The organism is Methyloversatilis sp. MC4-4 (genome assembly GCF_049843555.1).
In the GTDB taxonomy this organism is placed as follows: Bacteria; Pseudomonadota; Gammaproteobacteria; order Burkholderiales; family Rhodocyclaceae; genus Methyloversatilis; species Methyloversatilis discipulorum_B.
In genome coordinates this window covers 329864-349082 of record NZ_JBBHZK010000002.1, presented here as the reverse complement: position 1 = coordinate 349082, position 19219 = coordinate 329864, and the positions used below count along the sequence as shown (strand labels likewise).

At 66.6% G+C, this 19219-nt stretch carries 21 protein-coding genes; 15 read left to right on the top strand and 6 right to left on the bottom strand.

The features are described 5' to 3' along the window. Nucleotides 1-143 precede the first annotated feature (143 nt). Nucleotides 144-527, top strand: coding sequence for a YkgJ family cysteine cluster protein (locus WDZ97_RS08520; protein WP_425762463.1), 384 nt, complete (start codon nt 144-146; stop codon nt 525-527). Nucleotides 528-621: 94 nt separating this feature from the next. On the opposite strand, the gene murB is transcribed toward WDZ97_RS08520, so the two are convergent. After that, a complete protein-coding gene (murB, locus tag WDZ97_RS08515) occupies nt 622-1647 on the bottom strand; it encodes a UDP-N-acetylmuramate dehydrogenase (protein WP_304000973.1) in 1026 nt (341 codons plus the stop codon). A 322-nt stretch (nt 1648-1969) separates the two neighbouring features. On the opposite strand from murB, the gene acnB reads away from it, so the two are divergent. Continuing rightward, nucleotides 1970-4561, top strand: a complete 2592-nt coding sequence (gene acnB, locus WDZ97_RS08510) for a bifunctional aconitate hydratase 2/2-methylisocitrate dehydratase (RefSeq protein WP_425762462.1) — start codon at nt 1970-1972, stop codon at nt 4559-4561. 218 nt (nt 4562-4779) lie between these two features. Further along, the gene (locus WDZ97_RS08505; RefSeq protein WP_304000975.1) at nt 4780-5580 is read left to right on the top strand and encodes a response regulator; all 801 of its coding nucleotides are present in this window, start codon (nt 4780-4782) and stop codon (nt 5578-5580) included. A gap of 7 nt (nt 5581-5587) precedes the next feature. Here WDZ97_RS08505 and WDZ97_RS08500 read toward each other — a convergent pair whose 3' ends face one another. Next, on the bottom strand, nt 5588-6670 hold the full coding sequence (locus WDZ97_RS08500; RefSeq protein ID WP_425762461.1) for a 3-deoxy-7-phosphoheptulonate synthase: 1083 nt from the start codon (nt 6668-6670) through the stop codon (nt 5588-5590). Between the two features lie 98 nt (nt 6671-6768). Next, on the bottom strand, nt 6769-7890 hold the full coding sequence (locus WDZ97_RS08495) for a PQQ-dependent sugar dehydrogenase (protein ID WP_425762460.1): 1122 nt from the start codon (nt 7888-7890) through the stop codon (nt 6769-6771). Nucleotides 7891-7950: 60 nt separating this feature from the next. Between WDZ97_RS08495 and WDZ97_RS08490 the strand changes: the two genes are divergently transcribed. Continuing rightward, the gene (locus WDZ97_RS08490) at nt 7951-8802 is read left to right on the top strand and encodes an endonuclease/exonuclease/phosphatase family protein (RefSeq protein WP_425762459.1); all 852 of its coding nucleotides are present in this window, start codon (nt 7951-7953) and stop codon (nt 8800-8802) included. Between the two features lie 48 nt (nt 8803-8850). Here WDZ97_RS08490 and WDZ97_RS08485 read toward each other — a convergent pair whose 3' ends face one another. Next, nucleotides 8851-9048, bottom strand: a complete 198-nt coding sequence (locus WDZ97_RS08485; protein WP_019918851.1) for a DUF465 domain-containing protein — start codon at nt 9046-9048, stop codon at nt 8851-8853. Between the two features lie 232 nt (nt 9049-9280). On the opposite strand from WDZ97_RS08485, the gene WDZ97_RS08480 reads away from it, so the two are divergent. From WDZ97_RS08480 to WDZ97_RS08430, 11 genes are all read left to right on the top strand, one after another. Continuing rightward, a complete protein-coding gene (locus WDZ97_RS08480; RefSeq protein WP_019918850.1) occupies nt 9281-9520 on the top strand; it encodes a DUF3567 family protein in 240 nt (79 codons plus the stop codon). 92 nt (nt 9521-9612) lie between these two features. Next, nucleotides 9613-10155: a transcription elongation factor GreB gene (gene greB, locus WDZ97_RS08475; RefSeq protein ID WP_304000979.1), complete on the top strand. Its 543-nt coding sequence runs from the start codon at nt 9613-9615 to the stop codon at nt 10153-10155. Further along, the gene (locus WDZ97_RS08470) at nt 10152-10523 is read left to right on the top strand and encodes a DUF2946 family protein (RefSeq protein ID WP_425762458.1); all 372 of its coding nucleotides are present in this window, start codon (nt 10152-10154) and stop codon (nt 10521-10523) included. Before greB ends, WDZ97_RS08470 begins: the two co-directional genes overlap by 4 nt. An 87-nt stretch (nt 10524-10610) precedes the next feature. Beyond that, complete coding sequence (locus WDZ97_RS08465) at nt 10611-11060, top strand: copper chaperone PCu(A)C (RefSeq protein WP_304000981.1); 450 nt, start codon at nt 10611-10613, stop codon at nt 11058-11060. A gap of 295 nt (nt 11061-11355) precedes the next feature. Next, nucleotides 11356-12231 carry a FliM/FliN family flagellar motor C-terminal domain-containing protein gene (locus WDZ97_RS08460; protein WP_304000982.1) on the top strand — a complete coding sequence of 292 codons (876 nt, stop codon included), beginning with the start codon at nt 11356-11358 and terminating at the stop codon, nt 12229-12231. Between the two features lie 4 nt (nt 12232-12235). Next, nucleotides 12236-12601 carry a FliM/FliN family flagellar motor switch protein gene (locus WDZ97_RS08455; RefSeq protein WP_304000983.1) on the top strand — a complete coding sequence of 122 codons (366 nt, stop codon included), beginning with the start codon at nt 12236-12238 and terminating at the stop codon, nt 12599-12601. Next, nucleotides 12598-13371 (top strand): flagellar type III secretion system pore protein FliP, encoded by a 774-nt coding sequence (gene fliP, locus WDZ97_RS08450; RefSeq protein ID WP_425762457.1) that lies wholly within the window; start codon nt 12598-12600, stop codon nt 13369-13371. Before WDZ97_RS08455 ends, fliP begins: the two co-directional genes overlap by 4 nt. A 4-nt stretch (nt 13372-13375) precedes the next feature. After that, nucleotides 13376-13648 carry a flagellar biosynthesis protein FliQ gene (gene fliQ, locus WDZ97_RS08445; protein WP_019918843.1) on the top strand — a complete coding sequence of 91 codons (273 nt, stop codon included), beginning with the start codon at nt 13376-13378 and terminating at the stop codon, nt 13646-13648. Nucleotides 13649-13663: 15 nt separating this feature from the next. Then, nucleotides 13664-14446, top strand: coding sequence for a flagellar biosynthetic protein FliR (fliR, locus tag WDZ97_RS08440; protein ID WP_425762456.1), 783 nt, complete (start codon nt 13664-13666; stop codon nt 14444-14446). Next, a complete protein-coding gene (flhB, locus tag WDZ97_RS08435; RefSeq protein ID WP_425762455.1) occupies nt 14439-15584 on the top strand; it encodes a flagellar type III secretion system protein FlhB in 1146 nt (381 codons plus the stop codon). Before fliR ends, flhB begins: the two co-directional genes overlap by 8 nt. Further along, entirely contained in the window at nt 15581-17668 is a 2088-nt protein-coding gene (locus WDZ97_RS08430; RefSeq protein WP_425762454.1) for a flagellar biosynthesis protein FlhA, read from the top strand. Before flhB ends, WDZ97_RS08430 begins: the two co-directional genes overlap by 4 nt. A gap of 9 nt (nt 17669-17677) precedes the next feature. On the opposite strand, the gene WDZ97_RS08425 is transcribed toward WDZ97_RS08430, so the two are convergent. Continuing rightward, on the bottom strand, nt 17678-18130 hold the full coding sequence (locus WDZ97_RS08425) for a hypothetical protein (RefSeq protein WP_425762453.1): 453 nt from the start codon (nt 18128-18130) through the stop codon (nt 17678-17680). 124 nt (nt 18131-18254) lie between these two features. Next, entirely contained in the window at nt 18255-19088 is an 834-nt protein-coding gene (locus tag WDZ97_RS08420) for a flagellin (protein WP_020164126.1), read from the bottom strand. Nucleotides 19089-19219: the final 131 nt, after the last annotated feature.

Below are 19219 nucleotides of genomic sequence, written 5' to 3'. Positions count from 1 at the left end.
GCGTCGGCTGTCGGCCGACGCGCAGGGGATGTAGGTGCAGCGGTGCCCGGCGTAGGACGCACGATGTTGCGCAGCTGCGTGGCCTGGCCGCTCCGGTCGCCGGGTTTGCACAAGCGGCGCGGTATCGGCCGGGTGCTGTGCCCATGACCGCCGCTGTCGGACAATGTCGGAATACGGGGTCGGCGCGCCGGGCGCGACCCACAGATATCCGGGGCTTCATGAACGTCAACTGTGTCGAATGCGGCGCCTGCTGCGCCAGCTTTCGCGTCGATTTCCACCCGTCGGACGGCGAGGCGCAGGGCGGGCGCGTGCCCGAGGGCCTGTACGACGAATTGAACGTATCGATCGCCCGCATGCGCGGCACCGACCATGCTCAGCCACGTTGTCGCGCGCTGCGCGGGTGCATCGGCGAGCGGGTGAGCTGTTTCATCTACGACGAGCGGCCCGATCCGTGCCGCGAATTCGAAGCGGGGTCGGACGCCTGTTTGCGAGCGCGGCGCCGGCATGGCTTGCCGGCATCGTCCTGACGCCTACCGGATTCCCCGAAAGACCGATTCCCCCGGTGGACCGCCGTGCGTGGTTCTGGGGGAGCGAGCTCGGGAGGGTGGCCCGAGAGGAAGGTCAGCCGACGACCAGCGGTTCCGGTTCGATGTGGACGCCGAAGCGCTCGCGCACGCTGGCCTGTATGTCCGCGGCCAGCTTCATCAACTGGTCGGCGGTTGCCTGGCCGTGATTCACCAGCACCAGGGCCTGCCTGTCGTGCACGCCGGCATCGCCCCGCCGCGTGCCCTTCCAGCCGCAGCGGTCGATGAACCAGGCAGCGGCGAACTTCACCGCGCCGTCGGTCGCAGGGTAGTGCGGGGCGTCCGGGTGGGCGACGAGCAGGCGGGCGGCTTCGTCGGCGGGCAGCACCGGATTGCGGAAGAAGCTGCCGGCGTTGCCGATCACTGCCGGGTCCGGCAGCTTGGCGCGGCGCACCGCGCAGACGGCGTCGAACACCTCGCGCGGAGTGGGCGTGGTGACGCCGCGAACCGCCAGTTCGCGCTGTAGATCGGCATACTCGGCCCGCACGACCGGCTTCAGGCTCAGCCGGAACACGACGCGGGTAATGATGGCCCGTCCGGCGAGCCGGTGCTTGAACACGCTGTCGCGATAGCTCATCGCGCAGTCCGCAGCCGTCAGTTGCAGCCAGCGACGGTCCTGCATGTCCCAGGCGTCGACACTGTCCAGCCGGTCGACCAGTTCGACGCCGTAGGCGCCGATGTTCTGGACCGGTGCGGCACCGACGGTGCCGGGAATGAGAGCAAGGTTCTCCAGGCCGTACCAGCCCTGGTCGAGCGCGTGGCTGACCCAGTCGTGCCAGTTCTCCCCGGCGGCCACCGCGATGCGCACCGTGTCGCCGTCGTGCCCCAGCAGTTCGATGCCGCGCGTGCGCATGTGCAGCACGGTGCCCGGAAAGTCGGCCGCGAACACGATGTTGCTGCCGCCGCCCAGAACCAGGATGCGTTCGCCGCGCTGCAGCAGCGTCTCGGTCAGCGCCGGCAGATCGGCTGCGTCGTCCACCGGCTGCAGCCGCGCAGCGCGGGCGGGCAGGTGCAGCGTGTTCAGATCGCGCAGGTCGGCGTCGGAGAGGGCAGGGGCAATCATGACGTGCCGAAAATCGGGCGGCGAAGCGCTGAAGCAGGGGCGCGCAGTATAGCCAAGCGGCTGCGCTGCAGTGCGGTAGGCGGCTTGGCTTGAAATTGAATAAAAGATATCATATATAAGACTTGAACCGCCTTCGCGCGCAGTGGGTTTTGCGCTGCGCCATGCAAGGTTGCGGTCGTCGCCAAGGTGCAGATTAGAAAGCGCTTTTTCGACGCCGTTTCGGTGCAAGCCGCGGCTTTTCAGTCCGCGTCTTCGTGCGACGCACCATCGGAAGGGTGTGTCGTTCTATGATGCGGTATACCCGTCTACCGGAGGACTCACCGTGCTTGAAGCTTACCGTGCCCATGCCGCCGAACGCGCCGCGCTCGGCATCCCGCCGCTCGCCCTTGATGCGAAGCAGACTGCTGAACTGATCGAGCTGATCAAGAACCCGCCCGCTGGCGAGGACGCCTTCCTGCTCGACCTGCTGACCCATCGCGTGCCGCCGGGCGTGGACGACGCCGCCAAGGTGAAGGCCTCCTTCCTGGCCGCCGTGGCGCACGGTGACGTCAAGGTCGCTCTGATTTCCAAGGCCAAGGCCACCGAGCTGCTGGGCACCATGGTGGGTGGCTACAACGTGAAGCCGCTGATCGACCTGCTGGACGACGCTGAAGTCGCCGGTGTTGCCGCCGAAGGTCTGAAGAAGACGCTGCTGATGTTCGACTTCTTCCACGACGTCGCCGAGAAGGCGAAGGCCGGCAATGCCAAGGCCAAGGAAGTCGTGCAGTCCTGGGCCGACGCCGAGTGGTTCACCAGTCGCCCGGAAGTGCCGAAGTCGATCACCGTCACCGTGTTCAAGGTGCCGGGCGAAACCAATACCGACGACCTGTCGCCGGCGCCGGACGCGACCACCCGCCCGGACATCCCGATGCACTACCTGGCGATGCTGAAGAACACCCGCCCGGATGCTGCCTTCAAGCCGGAAGAAGATGGCAAGCGCGGCCCGATGCAGTTCATCGAGGACCTGAAGAAGAAGGGTCACCTCGTAGCCTACGTCGGCGACGTGGTCGGCACCGGTTCGTCGCGCAAGTCGGCCACCAACTCGGTCATCTGGGCCACCGGCCAGGACATCCCCTACGTTCCGAACAAGCGCTTCGGCGGCGTCACGCTGGGCGGCAAGATCGCCCCCATCTTCTTTAACACGCAGGAAGACTCGGGCTCGCTGCCGATCGAAGTCGATGTGTCGAAGCTGGAAATGGGCGACGTGATCGACGTGCTGCCGTACGACGGCAAGATCGTCCGTAACGGCGAGACCGTGGCTGAATTCGCGCTCAAGAGCGAAGTGCTGCTCGACGAAGTGCGCGCCGGCGGCCGCATCAACCTCATCATCGGCCGTTCGCTGACCGCCAAGGCACGCGACTTCCTCGGCCTGGGCGCCTCGACGCTGTTCCGCCTGCCGAAGGCGCCGGTCGATACCGGCAAGGGCTACACGCTGGCGCAGAAGATGGTCGGCCGCGCCTGTGGCCTGCCGGAAGGCAAGGGCATCCGCCCGGGCACCTACTGCGAACCGCGGATGACGACGGTCGGCTCGCAGGACACCACCGGCCCGATGACCCGCGACGAACTGAAGGACCTGGCCTGCCTCGGCTTCTCGGCCGACCTCGTCATGCAGTCCTTCTGCCACACCGCCGCCTATCCGAAGCCGGTGGACGTGAAGATGCACCGCGAACTGCCGACCTTCATCTCCAACCGCGGCGGCGTCGCGCTGCGTCCGGGTGATGGCGTCATCCACTCCTGGCTGAACCGCCTGCTGCTGCCGGACACCGTCGGCACCGGCGGCGATTCGCACACCCGCTTCCCGATCGGCATTTCCTTCCCGGCCGGTTCCGGTCTGGTCGCCTTCGGCGCCGCCACTGGCGTGATGCCGCTGGACATGCCGGAATCGGTGCTGGTGCGCTTCAAGGGCACGATGCAGCCGGGTGTCACGCTGCGCGATCTGGTGCATGCGATTCCGCTGTACGCGATCAAGGCCGGTCTGCTGACCGTGGCCAAGCAGGGCAAGAAGAACGTGTTCTCCGGCCGCATCCTCGAAATCGAAGGCCTGCCGGACCTGAAGGTCGAACAGGCCTTCGAGCTGTCCGACGCGTCGGCCGAGCGTTCCGCTGCCGGCTGCACGATCAAGCTGAACAAGGAGCCGGTGCAGGAATACCTGCGCTCGAACATCGTTCTGATGAAGAACATGATCGCCAACGGCTACCAGGACGCGCGCACGCTGGAGCGTCGCATCAAGTCGGTCGAGGCCTGGCTGGCCGATCCGCAGCTGCTGGAAGCCGACAAGGACGCCGAGTACGCGGCGGTGATCGAAATCGACCTCGCCGACATCAAGGAACCCATCGTCTGCTGCCCGAACGATCCGGACGATGCGAAGTTCCTGTCGGAAGTCAGCGGCACCAAGATCGACGAGGTGTTCATCGGCTCCTGCATGACCAACATCGGCCACTTCCGCGCCGCCGGCAAGCTGCTGGAAGGCAAGAAGGACATCCCGGTGCGTCTGTGGATCGCGCCGCCGACCAAGATGGACGCCTCCGAGCTGACCAAGGAAGGCTATTACGCCACCCTGGGCGGCGCCGGTGCGCGCATGGAAATGCCGGGCTGCTCGCTGTGCATGGGCAACCAGGCGCAGATCAAGGAAGGCAGCACCGCGATGTCGACCTCGACCCGCAACTTCCCGAACCGTCTGGGCAAGAACACCAACGTGTTCCTCGGCTCGGCCGAACTGTCGGCGATCTGCTCCAAGCTGGGCCGCATCCCGACCCGCGAGGAGTACCTGGCGGAAATCGGCGTCGTCACCAAGGATGCCGACAAGGTCTACAAGTACATGAACTTCGACCAGATCGAAGAGTACGCAGAGACCGCGAAGGAAGTGACGGTCTGACCGTTGCCGCAGTACGCAGTGAAGACGGCCCGCGATCGCGGGCCGTTTTTTTGCCTGTCGCACCGCGATTCCGGCGCCGCGGCGGCGGCCGGACGGGCGCCTCGCGTCGAAATGCCGTGGCAAAGCGCATCGGCGGGAGGCGTGCGTCACGAAGCGTCGCTCATGTTGCAGCGCGATGGTGCCGTCAAGAACAGGACCGAATCCTGCGGGCCCCGCCCATGACGCCTGACCTGTTCAATCTCGACGTGCTGCTGGTCGAACCCTCTTCGACGCAGACCCGGATCATCCGCGAGCGTGCGGCGGCGGTCGGCATCATGAAGATCCGCGAGGCCGATGGCGTGCAGTCCGCACTGGCGGCGATGTCCGCCAAGGTGCCGGATCTGGTGATCAGTGCGCTCTACCTGCCGGACGGTGACGGCACCGAACTGGTCCAGGCGATGCGCAATACGCCCGAACTGCAGCAGGTGGCCTTCGTGCTGGTATCCAGCGAAACCCGGCCGCAGGCGCTCGACGCGGTACGCCAGTCCGGCGTCTGCGGCATCCTGCCCAAGCCCTTCACCAGTGCGCAGCTGCAGCGGGTACTGTCGGCGACCCTCGACTTCCTCGCCGACGACGCGTCGCCGGACGAAGACATCGACTACGAATCGCTGCGCGTGCTGCTGGTCGACGACAGCGGCAATGCGCGCCGCTTCATGCGCCGCGTGCTGCAGAACATGGGGCTCAGCGACATCGTCGAGGCCAGCGATGGCAGCGAAGCTGTGAAGCTGCTGGACCAGACCCTGTTCGATCTCGTCGTGACCGACTACAACATGCCGGAGATGGACGGACAGGCGCTGGTCGAGTACGTGCGCCAGCAAAGCTGGCAGGCTTCGGTGCCCATCCTGATGGTGACCAGCGAATCCGACATGGGGCGGCTGGCTGCGGTCGAGCAGGCGGGCGTGTCGGGCATCTGCGACAAGCCCTTCGAGCCGGCCACCATCCGCGCGTTGCTGAAGGGCGCGCTGCGGCACACCGCCTGAGCAGGCCTCAGCCGGCAGCCATCCGGCGCTTCAATGCCGGGCCTGCAGTGGCGGCCAGGTCGCGCAGCATGCGTTCGGTGGTGGCCCAGTCCACACAGCCATCGGTGACCGAACAGCCGTAGCGCAGCTGCGACAGATCCTTCGGGATCGGCTGGTTGCCCGCTTCGAGGTGGCTTTCGATCATCACGCCGACGATGGAGCGGTTGCCGTCCCGGATCTGTCCCGCCACGTCGGCCAGCACCAGCGGCTGCATCTCGGGCTTCTTGAACGAGTTGGCATGCGAACAATCGACCACGATATTGGGAGGCAGGCCGGCCTTGATCAGTGCCTGTTCGGCCAGCGCGATGCTGACCGAATCGTAGTTCGGCCGCCCGGCACCGCCGCGCAGCACCATGTGGCCGTGCGGGTTGCCGCGCGTGCGGATGATGCTGGAGCGGCCGTAGCGGTTGATGCCAAGGAAGCTGTGCGGGCGCGAGGCGGAAATGATGCCGTTGATCGCCGCGTCGAGATCGCCGTCGGTGGCGTTCTTGAAACCGACCGGCGTCGACAGCCCGCTGGACATTTCTCGGTGCGTCTGCGATTCCGAGGTGCGGGCACCGATCGCGGTCCAGGAGATCAGGTCGCCCAGATACTGCGGCGAGATCGGGTCCAGCGCCTCGGTGGCGGCCGGCAGGCCCAGTTCGGCCACGTCGAGCAGGAAGCGGCGCGCCCGGCGCATGCCTTCCTCGATCTGGAAGCTGTCGTCCATGAAGGGGTCGTTGATATAGCCCTTCCAGCCGACCGCGGTGCGCGGCTTCTCGAAATACACGCGCATCACGAGCAGCAAAGAGGGCGACAGTTCGTCCGACAGCGTGCGCAGCCGGTGCGCGTACTCCATGCAGGCCTGCGGGTCGTGCATCGAGCAGGGCCCGACCACAACGAACAGGCGCGGGTCGGTCCGCTCCAGGACGGCGCGCACCGCCTCGCGGCCAGCCCGCACGGCCGTTTTCGCCGCCTCGCTGAGCGGCGCGTCGCCCTTGATGTCGCCCGGCGCGGGCATCACCGCAAAGCTTTCGATGCGGCTGTCTTCGAGTGTGGTGTCGGTGTTCATGAGCGGTCTCCCCCGTTTGTCATGCCAGTCAACGCCGACCGGCGCACGCTGTCAATCGCGCTGGTCAAGGAAAGCGTGAATGGCGGGCGGAGACTGCTTCAGCGTGCGGCGTGCCGGGTGCCGTTCCAGCGCACGCGGTAGATTGCATCGGAGGCGTCGTCGGACACCAGCAGCGAACCGTCGGGCAGTACCAGCACGTCGGCCGGCCGGCCGGATACCGCATCGTTGCGACCGAGAAAGCCTTCGACGAAGGGTGTGTAGCTGGTGACCGTATCCCCTTCGAGCCGCGCCACCATGACGCGGTAGCCGTCGCGTACGCTGCGGTTCCACGAACCGTGTTCGGCGATGAACACCGCACCACGGTACTCGTCCGGGAATTGCGATCCGGTGTAGAAGCGCATGCCCAGCGGCGCCACGTGGGCACCGAGCCGCAGCACCGGCGGTGTGTAGTCGGCGCACGATCGGCCCTTGCCGAACTCCGGATCGGCGATATTGCCGCCGTGACAGTAGGGGTAACCGAAGTGCTGGCCGGCCTTGCTGACGCGGTTCAGCTCGCACGGGGGCGCGTCGTCGCCCATCCAGTCGCGGCCGTTGTCGGTGAACCACAGCTCGCCGGTCTTCGGGTGCCAGTCGAATCCGACGGTATTGCGCACGCCGCGCGCGTAGATTTCCAGTCCGCTGCCATCGGCGTTCATGCGCATGATGTTGGCAAAGCCGTCCTTGTCGCGGTCGCAGATATTGCAGGGGGCGCCGACCGGCACGTAGAGCTTGTCGTCGGGGCCGAAGGCGATGAACTTCCAGCCGTGCGCGCTTTCCTTCGGAAAACGGTCGCTGACCAGCACCGGCTTCGGCGGCGTGGCCAGCTTGTCGTCGATGGCCGGCAGTTTGACGATGCGGTCCAGCGACGACACGTACAGGTCACCCTTGCGCCAGGCGACGCCGACCGGCATGTTCAGCTGGTCTGCAATCCTGACTGCCTTGCCGGCCTTCATCGTCGCCGGGTCGAAAGTGACTGCGCTGACATGGCCGGCGCGCGAGCCGACGTAAAGCCGGCCGGGCGCGCCCAGCGTCATCGCACGCGGATTGTCGACCTGCGCCCACAGCTCTATCGTGAATCCGGGCGGCACACGCAGCTTTTCCAGCGCGGTTTCGGCGTGGGCGAGGGCGGAGCCGAACGCAAGCGCGCCGGCGAGCAGGAGGCTTCGTATCATGGTCGTCATCCCGTCATCAGATGCGGAATCGACCGGCCAGCGGCGCCGGTGTTCCGCAGTGGAGCAAACATGAAGCTGGTCAGCTGGAACATCCAGTGGGCGCGCGGTTGCGACGGCCGCGTCAGCACGGAGCGTATCGCCGATATCGTGCGTGCCTGGGGCGATGCGGACGTGATCTGCCTGCAGGAAGTGGCGGTGGGTTTCGACACCTTGCCCGGAATGTGCGGCGAAGACCAGGTGGCGCAGTTCTCCGCGCTGTTTCCGGGCTACTCGGCGTTCTTTGCGCCGGGCAGCGACCGGCTAGGCGATGACGGTCGGCGCCTGCAGTTCGGCAACCTGACGCTGTCGCGCCTGCCGGTGCTCGCGGTCTGGCGCCGTCTTCTGCCGTGGCCGGCCGACGACAGCGTACCCGGCATGCAGCGCGCAGTCGCAGAAGTGACCGTCGCGTCTCCGGGCGGACCGCTGCGCGTGCTGAACACGCACCTCGAGTACTACTCGGCGACGCAGCGCATGCCGCAGGTGGAGGCTTTGCGCGCGCTGTCCGCCGAGGCGCTGGCCCACCTGCGCGCGCCACCGCGGAGCAAGGACACGAACCCCGCCTTTCTGCCGCCGCCGCGCCCTGCGGCAGCGCTGCTGTGCGGTGATTTCAACTGCGAGCCGCACAGTGCGGAACACGCGCGGCTGACTGCGCCGGCGGACGAAGCGGGCGCCGACTGGATCGATCTGTGGATTCACTGCCGCGGCAGCGAGGCGCACGCGCACACCGTCGGCCTGCACGGTGCCGACTGGCCCGATCATCCTTACTGCTGCGATTTCGCTCTGGCGACGCCGGCCTTGCTGCCGCGCGTGATCGGCATCGATGTGCACGCCGACACCGATGCATCGGATCATCAGCCGGTCCGGGTGGAACTGCGCGACTGAAGCGCAGTCATCATCCATGCAGGGCTGATCGGCCGGAATCGGTGACCGCTAGGCGATGTCGTCAGGGTCGAGCAGGCGCTCTATCGTTGCAATACGGTCGCGCAACAATAGTTTTCGTTTCTTCAGTCGTCGCAGCAGAAGCTCGTCGCGCGACTGCACGTCATGCAGGTCGGCGATGGCCTGATCGAGGTCACGGTGTTCGGCGCGCAGCGCGTCCAGCGTGGCGCGCAGTTCCTGTTCTTCCATGCCTGGCGCGCTGCCGGGAGGCGGCGCCTACTCCGTTTCGGGGACAGGCCCGGATGTTAGGTGTCACACCGCGAGGGCGCAAGCGCCCTTCAGCAAAGCAGTATCCGGCCGTTAGTCCACTTGAAAGGCGGCCGGTGTGCCCCATCTGCACTGCAGGGACGCGGTGCAGGAAGCTGCGACGGGCATTCTGCCGTTGCGTGTTGTACAGCCGCACCAGCCAAGGAGAAACATCATGCATATCATGTTCAATAATCCGCTGGTCTATGTGGTCGAGTACGCAGGTCTGGAAGCCGTCGAGGTGATCGACAAGCGCATCGGCCGTGGCGCCCTGATCCGCGACGACGCAGCACGCCGTTTCCGCGAGGAACTGAAGGAACTGGTCGACCACGACGAAGAGGTCGGGCCGGAAGAGTTCGACGCCTTCATGGTGCCGTGGGAGGCGCTGCTGACGCAGCCGGCGATCTACCACTGACGCAACCACCGGCCGCCCGCGGTGTTTCGCCGCAGGCGGCCGCTTCGGTAAGATGCGTGTCCGCAGAATCTGCACGCAGCCTACGCATTCCGATGAGCAAGGCCTTCACCAAGGAAACCGACACCGAAGAGGACGATCCCGAATCGGTCAGCGCGCTGCCAGCGGGCAGCAAGAACTACATGACGCTCGCCGGCTACGGCCGTCTGCGGGCCGAACTCGACGACCTGGTGCGCAGCGAGCGCCCGCGCATCGTCGAAACCGTCGCCTGGGCCGCCTCGAATGGCGACCGCTCCGAGAACGGCGACTACATCTACGGCAAGAAGCGCCTGCGCGAGATCGATCGCCGCATCCGCTTCCTGATCAAGCGACTCGAATCGGCCACCGTGGTCGACCCCAGGGAACAGCAGAACCCGGAACAGGTGTTCTTCGGTGCCACCGTTGACTACGAGGACGAGGACGGCCCGCACACCGTGCAGATCGTCGGCGTCGACGAAGCCAACGCATCCGACGGCCGCATTTCATGGATATCGCCGCTTGCCCGCGCGCTGCTCAAGGCACGCGAGGGCGACACCGTGCGCTTTCAGAGCCCGGCCGGACTGCGCGAGATCGAGGTGACCGAGGTGCGCTACGAGTGAGCACACGACGGCACTTCCGCGTCATCGCGCGCCTGCTTCTTCTGGCGCTGCTCGCGTCGCCGGCGGTACCGGCCCTGGCGCAGGTGCTTGCGCGCAGCGCCGGTGTAGCGCTTGCCACGGACATCTGCACCTCTGCACGCACGACGGAGGACGGCGCACCGGTGCCGGTACAGCATGGCGGAGCGCATTGCCTGCTCTGTTGTGGCCACGCCGGCGGTGCCGTTCCGGCCGGCACGACGTGGGCGCTAGCCTTCGATTTCAGCGCTGAGCAGGCACGCCTCGTACCGACCAGCGAATGCGGCGGTGACGAGCGCGGAATGCGACCCGAGGCGCGGGCGCCTCCCGGCAGTCACTGCCCCTCCGCCTGACCCTTGCGCAGCATTCCCGGCTGACGCGCGGCGCCCGCTCTGCCGGTGCCCGACACGTCATCGCCCAGACCTTTCCGGAGCACAGAAATGAAATCCATCCTGACCGCCACTCTCCTTTCCATCGCCTGCAGCGCCGCCCTGGCCGACGTTACGGTGAAGGATCCCTGGGTACGCGCCACCGTGGCCGAACAGAAAGCCACCGGCGCCTTCATGCAGATCACCGCGCCGAAAGCTGCACGGCTGGTCGGCGTGCACTCGCCCGTGGCCGGCGTCGCGGAAATCCACGAAATGTCGATGAACAACAATGTGATGCGCATGCGTGCCGTCCCGGCGATCGATCTGCCGGCCGGCAAGGCGGTCGAACTCAAGCCCGGCGGCTACCACCTGATGCTGATGGATCTGCGCGCGCCGCTGGTCGACGGGCAGACGGTGCCGCTCAGCCTGACCGTGGAAATGGCCGACGGCCGGCGCGAGACGCTGGAGGTCAAGGCCCCGGTGCGCCCGCTCGGCGCTGCCGCGTCGCACGATCACCACTGAGCGCAGTCCCGCTTGCGCGGGTGGGCCTCGCCTACCCGAGCGCCCCTCGCGGTCTTCTCCTCCCCGCTGTCCGCTGCCTGCCCACCTCGTGTGTGCAGGCAGTCCCGCCTTTGCCGTCGTCCCCTCACGTTCCCCGGGATATCTTCCCGTCGCGTTGATCAGTCAGCCGTACGGATACAGTTAATTAACCGTACGCCTAAAGTTTCGCCTCCAGGGTTCGTAATCCTGCACAGCAGGTGGTCGCTGACAGCCTTGTCCGGCCGGACTTTCGCAATACAACGCACACAGAACTGTCATGAACTCGAATTCCAGGAGTGGCGATCCGGTCGCCTCCAGGGTGCTGGACGCGAGCGCGCTCGGCCGTCCCGTCCATCGTCTGGATGCCTTCGCCGACAGGCTGACCAGGGATCTGGCCGAGGCATTCCGCGGTGGCGTGAACCGCCGCTACCGGGCTGCCTTCGACCTGCGTTCAGTCCGCATCGACCGCACTGGACACGCCGGCGACCTGATCCGCTGGACGGCCTATAGCGGCGAGACCGGGCGCATCCTGTTCGCCGCCGAACGCCCGCTCGTGCTGACCCTGCTCGGATACCGTTTCGGCCTGATCGGGCGCAGCGGAGCAGCGGCGCCAGCGCAGGCCGACGGCAATGGTCGCGCGACCGCCACCGAGGAACGTGTGGCGGTCGCCCTGGGCGAGGAACTGGCCGCCGTGGTTGCCGCCCGCATCGAAGCCGGCGACCTCGACCGGCCGCTCGACGCCGTCGCAACGCCGGCCTTCTCGATCGCGCCGGCACCGCCTCCGGCCGCGGGCGCCTGGACGCTCAGCTGCACGGTGGCCGACCCGCTGCTCGGTGAGGACTGCCGCATGTGGTTCGTGCTCGACGACGCCTGCATGGAAAAGCTGCTGCGCGGCCTCGCGCCGCCGCGTGAAAAAAAGGACGCAGCCGGCGCCGACACGCCGTTTGCCCACCGACTGCAGATGACGCTCACCGGCCGCTTGCTGAGCAGGGACATCCAGCTCGGAGAGCTGTTCGACCTGCGTGTCGGCGACGTCATTCCGGTCTTCGTCGGCGAAGCCGACGTACTGGTCGACGACTCGCGCCTCTTTACGGCAGCTGTCGCCGAACACCGCGGCAAGCTCTGCCTCACCTCATTCAACGATATGGACTGATGCCATGGACAACACTTCCGGAATCGACACGCTGCTGGACGGACTGGACGAGGCAGGCGACGACCTTGCGCTGCTCGGCAACGAAGCGCCGGCCACACCGGCTGCACCGCGACGGAACTTGCCGCAGATGATGCGGCGCATACCGGTCACGCTGACGCTGGAGGTCGGTTCCGCGCGCGTATCGCTGCAGGACCTGATGGAAATCGGACCGTCGAGCGTGCTCGAACTGGATTCGCTGGCCGGCCAGCCGCTGGTGATCAAGGTCAATGGCACGCCGATCGGTCACGCCGAGGTGGTGCTGGTCGGCGACAACCACGGCCTGCGCGTGGTCGACCTCGACGGTCTCGACCTGGACACCCTGGCGCAATGACCGGCGCATCGTCCCGCGGACGGTCGTGGCTGCGCGGCGCCTGCCGGCTGCTGCCGGCGAGTGCGGCCATCCTTGTCTGCGCCGCGGCCGGCGCGGCCGAGATTCCGCTGCTCGAATCGACCACCCGCGGCGCCACTACCGAGTTTTCGGTGAAGACGCAGATACTCATCATCATGACCCTGCTCGGGCTGCTGCCCGTCATGGTGATGATGATGACCAGCTTCACCCGCTTCGTCATCGTGCTGTCGCTGCTGCGGCAGGCGCTGGGCCTGCAGCAGGGCCTGCCCAACCGCATCGTCACCGGCATCGCGCTCATCCTGACGTTGCTGGTGATGCGCCCGGTGGGCGAGCAGATCTGGGCCGAAGCCTTCGTGCCCTACGACCGTGACAGCATCAGCCTCGAACAAGCGCTGAAGATCGCCGAGGCGCCGGTGTCGCGCTTCATGATGGCGCAGACCGGCAAGGCGGCGCTCGAACAGATCGCCCGTCTTTCCGGCTCCGGGCCGGTCGCGCAACCGATGGACCATCCCTTCCTGGTGCGCCTGGCCGCCTTCGTGCTGAGCGAGCTGAAGACTGCCTTCCAGATCGGCTGCATGCTGTTCATCCCCTTCCTGGTGATCGACCTCGTCGTGTCCTCGGTGCTGATGGCCATGGGCATGATGATGCTGTCGCCGCTGGTGATCTCGCTGCCGCTGAAGCTGCTGCTGTTCGTGCTGGTCGACGGCTGGACGCTCACGGTCAACACGCTGGTCACCAGCATCCAGGTCTGACGCGATGCTGACGCCGGACATTGCAGTGGATCTGGTCAGCGAAAGCCTGCACATCACCATGGTGCTGGTGTTGCTGCTGGTCGGCCCGGGGCTGGTGATGGGCCTGATCGTCGCGCTGTTCCAGGCGGCCACGCAGATCAACGAACAGACGCTGAGCTTCCTGCCGCGACTGCTGGTCACCCTGCTGGCCATCATCTTTGCCGGGCGCTGGATGACCGGCTACCTGATGGACTTCTGCGTGTCGGTGTTCCAGCGGGCGTCGGCGCTGGTCGGCTGAACGGGCGCGGACGACGTGGAACCGCTGTTCAACCAGATGCTGCCGCTGCTGCACACGCTGTGGTGGCCGTTCTGCCGCATCCTCGCCATGTTCAGCGCAGCGCCGCTGATCGGCGAGACCACGTTGCCGATGCCGGTGCGCATCCTGCTGTCGCTTGTGCTCGCGGTCGTCATGCTGCCGCTGGTGCCGGGCGGCGCGCAGATCGATCCGTTCTCGCTGAATGGCGTCGCCACCACGGTGCAGGAAGTGCTGATCGGCTTCGTGATGGGGCTGGCCTTCCACCTGGCGATGGCGGTCATCATGGTGCTCGGTTTCCTCGTGTCGTCGCAGATCGGCCTGTCGATGGCGCTGATGAACGATCCGCTCAACGGCGCTTCGTCCGACGTCGTGTCCAGCCTGCTGGCGACCATGTGCGCGCTGGTGTTCTTTGCCGTCGACGGCCATCTGCTGCTGGCCGGCGTCATCGGCGCCAGCTTCGGTGCCTGGCCGGTGGGCGGCGGCATCCCGCTGTCCACACTGCAGGCGATCGCGCTCAACGTGGCCTGGGTGTTCTCGGCGGCGCTGCTGCTCGCGGTGCCCATGGTGTTCGCGACCATGGTGGTGCAGATCGGCTTCGGCTTCCTGAACCGCGTGGCGCCGTCGCTGAACCTGTTCTCGCTGGGCTTCTCGCTGGTGACCGTGTTCGGCCTGTTCATGCTGGGCCATGTCGCGCGCGTGGTGCCGCAGCACTATCTGCGCATGTGCGGGCAGGTGCTCGACATGCTGCAGCAGCAGATGAGGGCGGTGCCGCATGGCTGACGAATCCGGCAGCAGTGGCGACAAGTCCGAAAAGCCCTCGCAGCAGAAGCTGCGGAAGACGCGCGAGAAGGGGCAGGTCGTCCGCTCGCGCGATCTGGCGACGGCGGTCGGCATCCTGGTCAGCCTCAAGCTCATCGTGCTGATGATGCCGTCGCTGCTCGACGACTTCCGCGGCCTGTTCGCACTCGGCTTCGTGCCGCTGGACGGCGACGGCGCGCTCGACAACGCGTGGTCGGCGCGCTTCGCGGCTGCCTCCACGCTGCTGCTGAAGATGCTATTGCCGCTGTGTGCAGTGCCGCTGGCCATCCTGATTGCATCGCTGCTGCCCGGCGGCTGGGTGCTCAACGTCGAACACTGGCAGCCCAAGCTGGAACGCCTGAGCCCGATCAAGAATCTGGGTCGCCTGGTGTCGCCGAAGCACCTGTTCGAGGTGGCGACCTCGGTGCTGAAGGCGACCGCGCTGTGCAGCGTGCTGTGGTACGTCTGCAGCCGCGGCGTCACCGATTTCCTGATGCTGCAGTCGCTGCCGCTGGACCGCGCGCTGATTGCCGGCGCCGACCTGATGCTGGACAGCATCATGGCGCTGTGCGCCGTGTTCGTCGTGTTCGCGCTGGTCGATGTGCCGGCGCAGGCCTTCTTCTTCCTGCGCAATCTGCGCATGACCAAGCAGGAGGTGAAGGAGGAGCACAAGTCGAGCGAGGGCCGGCCCGAAGTGAAGCAGCGCATCCGCCAGCTGCAGCGGCAGATGGCGCGGCGCGGCGTGCGCAAGGCGGTGCCGGGGGCCGATGTGGTCATCGTCAATCCGGAGCACTACGCGGTCGCGCTGAAGTATGACGAGCGCCGCGCGCAGGCGCCTTTCGTCATCGCCAAGGGCGTGGACGAAATGGCGCTCTACATCCGCGCCATCGCCGCCGAGCACAGCGTCGAGACGGTCGAACTGCCGCCGCTCGCGCGCGCCATCTACAACACCAGCCAGGTCAACCAGCAGATTCCGCTGCCGCTGTACCGCGCGGTGGCGCAGGTGCTCACCTATGTGCTGCAGCTCAAGGCCTTCCGCCGCGGGCAGCGCCGGGGCGAACCGCGGCTGCCGACCGATCTGGTCATTCCGAAACATCTGAGCGAGGTGATGCCCGCATGAACTTCCTGAACCGCCTGGTCGACGAAATGCGCCGGCACCGCGTCGCCACACCGGTGTTCCTGCTGCTGATACTGGCGATGGTGATACTGCCGCTGCCGCCGGTGCTGCTCGACGTGCTGTTCACGTTCAACATCGTGCTCGCGCTGATCGTCATCCTGGTCAGCGTGTCGGCCAGGCGGCCGCTCGATTTCTCGGTTTTCCCGACCATCATCCTCGCCACCACGCTGATGCGGCTGACGCTCAATGTCGCCTCGACGCGGGTGGTGCTGCTGCACGGTCACGAAGGCACGCACGCCGCCGGCCAGGTGATCGAGTCCTTCGGCAACGTGGTGATCGGCGGCAATTTCGTGGTCGGTCTGGTGGTGTTCGTCATCCTGATGATCATCAACTTCGTCGTCGTGACCAAGGGCGCCGAGCGCATTTCCGAGGTGTCGGCCCGCTTCACGCTGGATGCGCTGCCGGGCAAGCAGATGGCCATCGACGCCGATCTGAACGCCGGCCTGATCAACCAGGAGAAGGCCCAGGCACGCCGTCGCGACGTAGCGATGGAGGCCGACTTCTACGGCGCCATGGACGGCGCGTCGAAGTTCGTCCGCGGCGATGCCATCGCCAGCATCCTCATCCTGCTGATCAATATGGTGGGCGGCGTCATCATCGGCGCGTTGATGTACGACCTGAGCCTTGGCGATGCCTTCCGCCAGTACGCGCTGCTGACCATCGGTGACGGTCTGGTGGCACAGATCCCGGCGCTGCTGTTGTCGGCGGCAGCGGCCATCATCGTCACCCGCATCAGCGATTCCGGCGACTTCGAACAGCAGATCAGCACCCAGCTGCTGACCTCGCCGACGGTCATGTACGGCGCGGCGGCGATGATGGCGGTGCTGGCGGCCATTCCGGGCATGCCCACGCTCATGTTTGCGCTGTTCGCGGCCGTACTCGGTTTCGTCGGCTGGCGGCTGTCGGGGATGGCCGAGCGACCGGCGCAGAGCGATCTGGGTGAGGTCGAGAGCGCACTGATCAACGCCCGTGCGCCCGAACTCGACTGGAGCGATCTGCCGGTGGTCGAGCCGGTCACCATCATGCTGGGCTACAAGCTGGTCGGTCTGATCGACGCAGCGCAGGGCGCGCCGCTGACGCGCCGGATCAAGGGCGTGCGCCAGAGCCTGAGCGAAACCATGGGCTTCCTGTTGCCGCCGATCGGCGTGCGCGACGATCTTTCGCTGAAGCCCTCGCAGTACTCAGTGCTGCTCAGCGGCGCGGTGATCGCGCAGGCCGAGGTGTTCGCCGACCGGCTGATGGCCATTCCGTCGCCGAAAACCTACGGCACGCTGGACGGCATTCCGGGCATCGAACCGGCCTACGGCATGCCGGTTACGTGGATTGCGCCGGAGGACAAGGCGCACGCGCTCGGCCTTGGCTATCAGGTGGTCGAATGTGCTTCCGTCATCACCACGCATCTGTCCAAGCTGGCGCGCGAACACCTGGCCGAACTGTTCGGCCACGAGGACGTGCCGGCGCTGCTGGAGCGGCTGTCCGCGCTGACGCCCAAGCTGTCGGCGGCGCTGGACAAGGCAATGACGCACACCCAGCTGCTGCGCGTGTTCCGCGTGCTGCTGGCCGAGAACGTGGCGCTGAAGGACATCGTGCCGATCGCGACGACGCTGGTCGAGAACGCCGAGGTGACCAAGGACCCCATCCTGCTGGCGGCCGAAGTCCGCTGCGCGCTGCGCCGGCAGATCGTCGGCGCCCTGGTCGGGCCGCTGGCCGAGATGAAGGTGTTCAATCTCGGCAGCGAGCTGGAGAACATGCTGCTCGGCTCGCTGAACCAGGCGCGCCAGACCGGCAAGGCAGCGCTGGATAACTACCCGATCGACCCCAATCTGCTGGCCCAGCTGCAGACCCACATGCCGTTGGCGCGCGACCAGATGAAACAGCAGGGCGGCACGCCGCTGTTGCTGGTGATGCCGCAGATCCGCCCGCTGCTCGCACGTTACGCAAGGCTGTTCGCGCCGGGGCTGCAGGTGCTGTCGTACAACGAAGTGCCCGAGCAGCGCGACGTCAGCGTAGTCGGCACGCTGGGCTGAGCGGTGCGCTCAGCGGAGCCCGCTGCTGCGCGCAAACAGGAAGGCGTGAGTGAGCCAGGCGGTGCGGCAGGCTGCGACCTCGATCGCCACGATGCGTCGCTGCGCGAGGATGGGCAGTATGTAGTCGATGCAACGAACGCCGCCGTTGGCGTCGCGCGTCGCGCGGCACAGCAGGCCGGTGCGCCGCAGATCTTCGTCGGACACCACCTCGCAGGGCGACAGGCGGTCGTGCCCGTTCTCGATCAGGAACTGCAGTGCCACCACGAAGGCGGCACGCGCGATGCGGATGTCGTGCGGCACGATGCGCACGAAGGGGCGGTCCGTCTCGTGCAGGATTTCGAAGTCGATGTCGGACACGCCGTGCGTGGCGTAGCGCTGGCCATCGCCGATGAGGTGCCAGATCGCGTCTATCGTCGCTTCCGAATGCGATTCGCAGATCGCAGATTCGCAGCGGTTCCTCATATGGATCATCCTTCCGGTTGGTAGTGCGTCGCCAGCGCCACGGCGAACGCCCGCGCCGGTGAGACCGGGGCGGGCGGACGCGGAACGGGAATTGCCGGACGCCGGAGCGTCGGCAGTCGCGGCATTACTGCATCAGCGACATGACGAGCTGGGACATGCTGGAGCTCTGCTTGAGCATGGAGGTGCCCGCTTGCATGAGCATCTGCTTCGAGGTCATGTTGGCGGTTTCGGACGCGTAGTCTACATCCATGATGCGACCGCGGGCCTGTTCGGTATTGGTCTTCATGTTGGCCAGGTTGTTATAGACGTGGTCCAGTCGGTTCGACGCGGCGCCGATCTGCGAGCGCAGCGTGCCGACGGCGGTGATGGTCGTCTCCGCCAGCGTGATCGCGGCGTTGGCGGCGGTCGAAATGTCACCGGCGTTGAGTGCGGTGACCGCGGTGGTCAGCGTCGTGAAGTTGGCCGAGGTGTCGACCACCATGGTTTCCGCGGCGTCGGCACCGATCTGGAAGGTCACGCCGCCGGCGGTGGCCAGCGTGCCGCCGGTCAGCAGGGCCTGACCGCCGAACTTGGTATTGGTCATGATGTTGGTCAGTTCCAGGCCCAGCTGGTCGTATTCCGCCTTCATCGCGGTCTTGTCGCTGGCGTTCGAGGCACCGTTCGACGCTTCGGTCGCCAGGTCCTTCATGCGCAGCACGATGTTGGTGATTTCGGTGAATGCGCCTTCGGCGGTCTGCATCATCGAGATGCCGTTCTGCGTGTTGCGCTGGGCGACCGCCATGCCGCGCGTCTGAGCGCTCAGGCGGGTGGCGATCTGCAGGCCGGCGGCGTCGTCCATCGCGGAATTGACGCGGAAGCCGGTGCCCAGGCGGGTCATCGAAGTGGACAGAGCTTTCTGGGTGCCGCCGACCGAGTTCTGTGCGGTCAGGGCGGCGGCGTTGGTGTGAAGGCTGAGCATGAATGGTCTCCGGGTCGAGGGGCGGGGATCGGCCACCGGTACGGGGCGTGTTCGCCGCCGCGTTGGCCTCATCAGGAAAAGGCGACGCGGAAGGAAGCAAACTTAAATGGCTGCCGTGTCCGTTTCGCGAC

Bases quoted from the DNA above. Each gene is read 5' to 3' on its own strand.
- flhB (WP_425762455.1), top strand. From the start codon at position 14,439: ATGGCTGACGAATCCGGCAGCAGTGGCGACAAGTCCGAAAAGCCCTCG.
- WDZ97_RS08490 (WP_425762459.1), top strand. From the start codon at position 7,951: ATGAAGCTGGTCAGCTGGAACATCCAGTGGGCGCGCGGTTGCGACGGC.
- WDZ97_RS08455 (WP_304000983.1), top strand. From the start codon at position 12,236: ATGGACAACACTTCCGGAATCGACACGCTGCTGGACGGACTGGACGAG.
- WDZ97_RS08460 (WP_304000982.1), top strand. From the start codon at position 11,356: ATGAACTCGAATTCCAGGAGTGGCGATCCGGTCGCCTCCAGGGTGCTG.
- fliP (WP_425762457.1), top strand. From the start codon at position 12,598: ATGACCGGCGCATCGTCCCGCGGACGGTCGTGGCTGCGCGGCGCCTGC.
- WDZ97_RS08465 (WP_304000981.1), top strand. From the start codon at position 10,611: ATGAAATCCATCCTGACCGCCACTCTCCTTTCCATCGCCTGCAGCGCC.
- WDZ97_RS08520 (WP_425762463.1), top strand. From the start codon at position 144: ATGACCGCCGCTGTCGGACAATGTCGGAATACGGGGTCGGCGCGCCGG.
- greB (WP_304000979.1), top strand. From the start codon at position 9,613: ATGAGCAAGGCCTTCACCAAGGAAACCGACACCGAAGAGGACGATCCC.
- murB (WP_304000973.1), bottom strand. From the start codon at position 1,647: ATGATTGCCCCTGCCCTCTCCGACGCCGACCTGCGCGATCTGAACACG.
- WDZ97_RS08500 (WP_425762461.1), bottom strand. From the start codon at position 6,670: ATGAACACCGACACCACACTCGAAGACAGCCGCATCGAAAGCTTTGCG.
- WDZ97_RS08425 (WP_425762453.1), bottom strand. From the start codon at position 18,130: ATGAGGAACCGCTGCGAATCTGCGATCTGCGAATCGCATTCGGAAGCG.
- WDZ97_RS08420 (WP_020164126.1), bottom strand. From the start codon at position 19,088: ATGCTCAGCCTTCACACCAACGCCGCCGCCCTGACCGCACAGAACTCG.
- WDZ97_RS08495 (WP_425762460.1), bottom strand. From the start codon at position 7,890: ATGACGACCATGATACGAAGCCTCCTGCTCGCCGGCGCGCTTGCGTTC.
- WDZ97_RS08430 (WP_425762454.1), top strand. From the start codon at position 15,581: ATGAACTTCCTGAACCGCCTGGTCGACGAAATGCGCCGGCACCGCGTC.
- WDZ97_RS08480 (WP_019918850.1), top strand. From the start codon at position 9,281: ATGCATATCATGTTCAATAATCCGCTGGTCTATGTGGTCGAGTACGCA.
- fliQ (WP_019918843.1), top strand. From the start codon at position 13,376: ATGCTGACGCCGGACATTGCAGTGGATCTGGTCAGCGAAAGCCTGCAC.
- WDZ97_RS08505 (WP_304000975.1), top strand. From the start codon at position 4,780: ATGACGCCTGACCTGTTCAATCTCGACGTGCTGCTGGTCGAACCCTCT.
- WDZ97_RS08485 (WP_019918851.1), bottom strand. From the start codon at position 9,048: ATGGAAGAACAGGAACTGCGCGCCACGCTGGACGCGCTGCGCGCCGAA.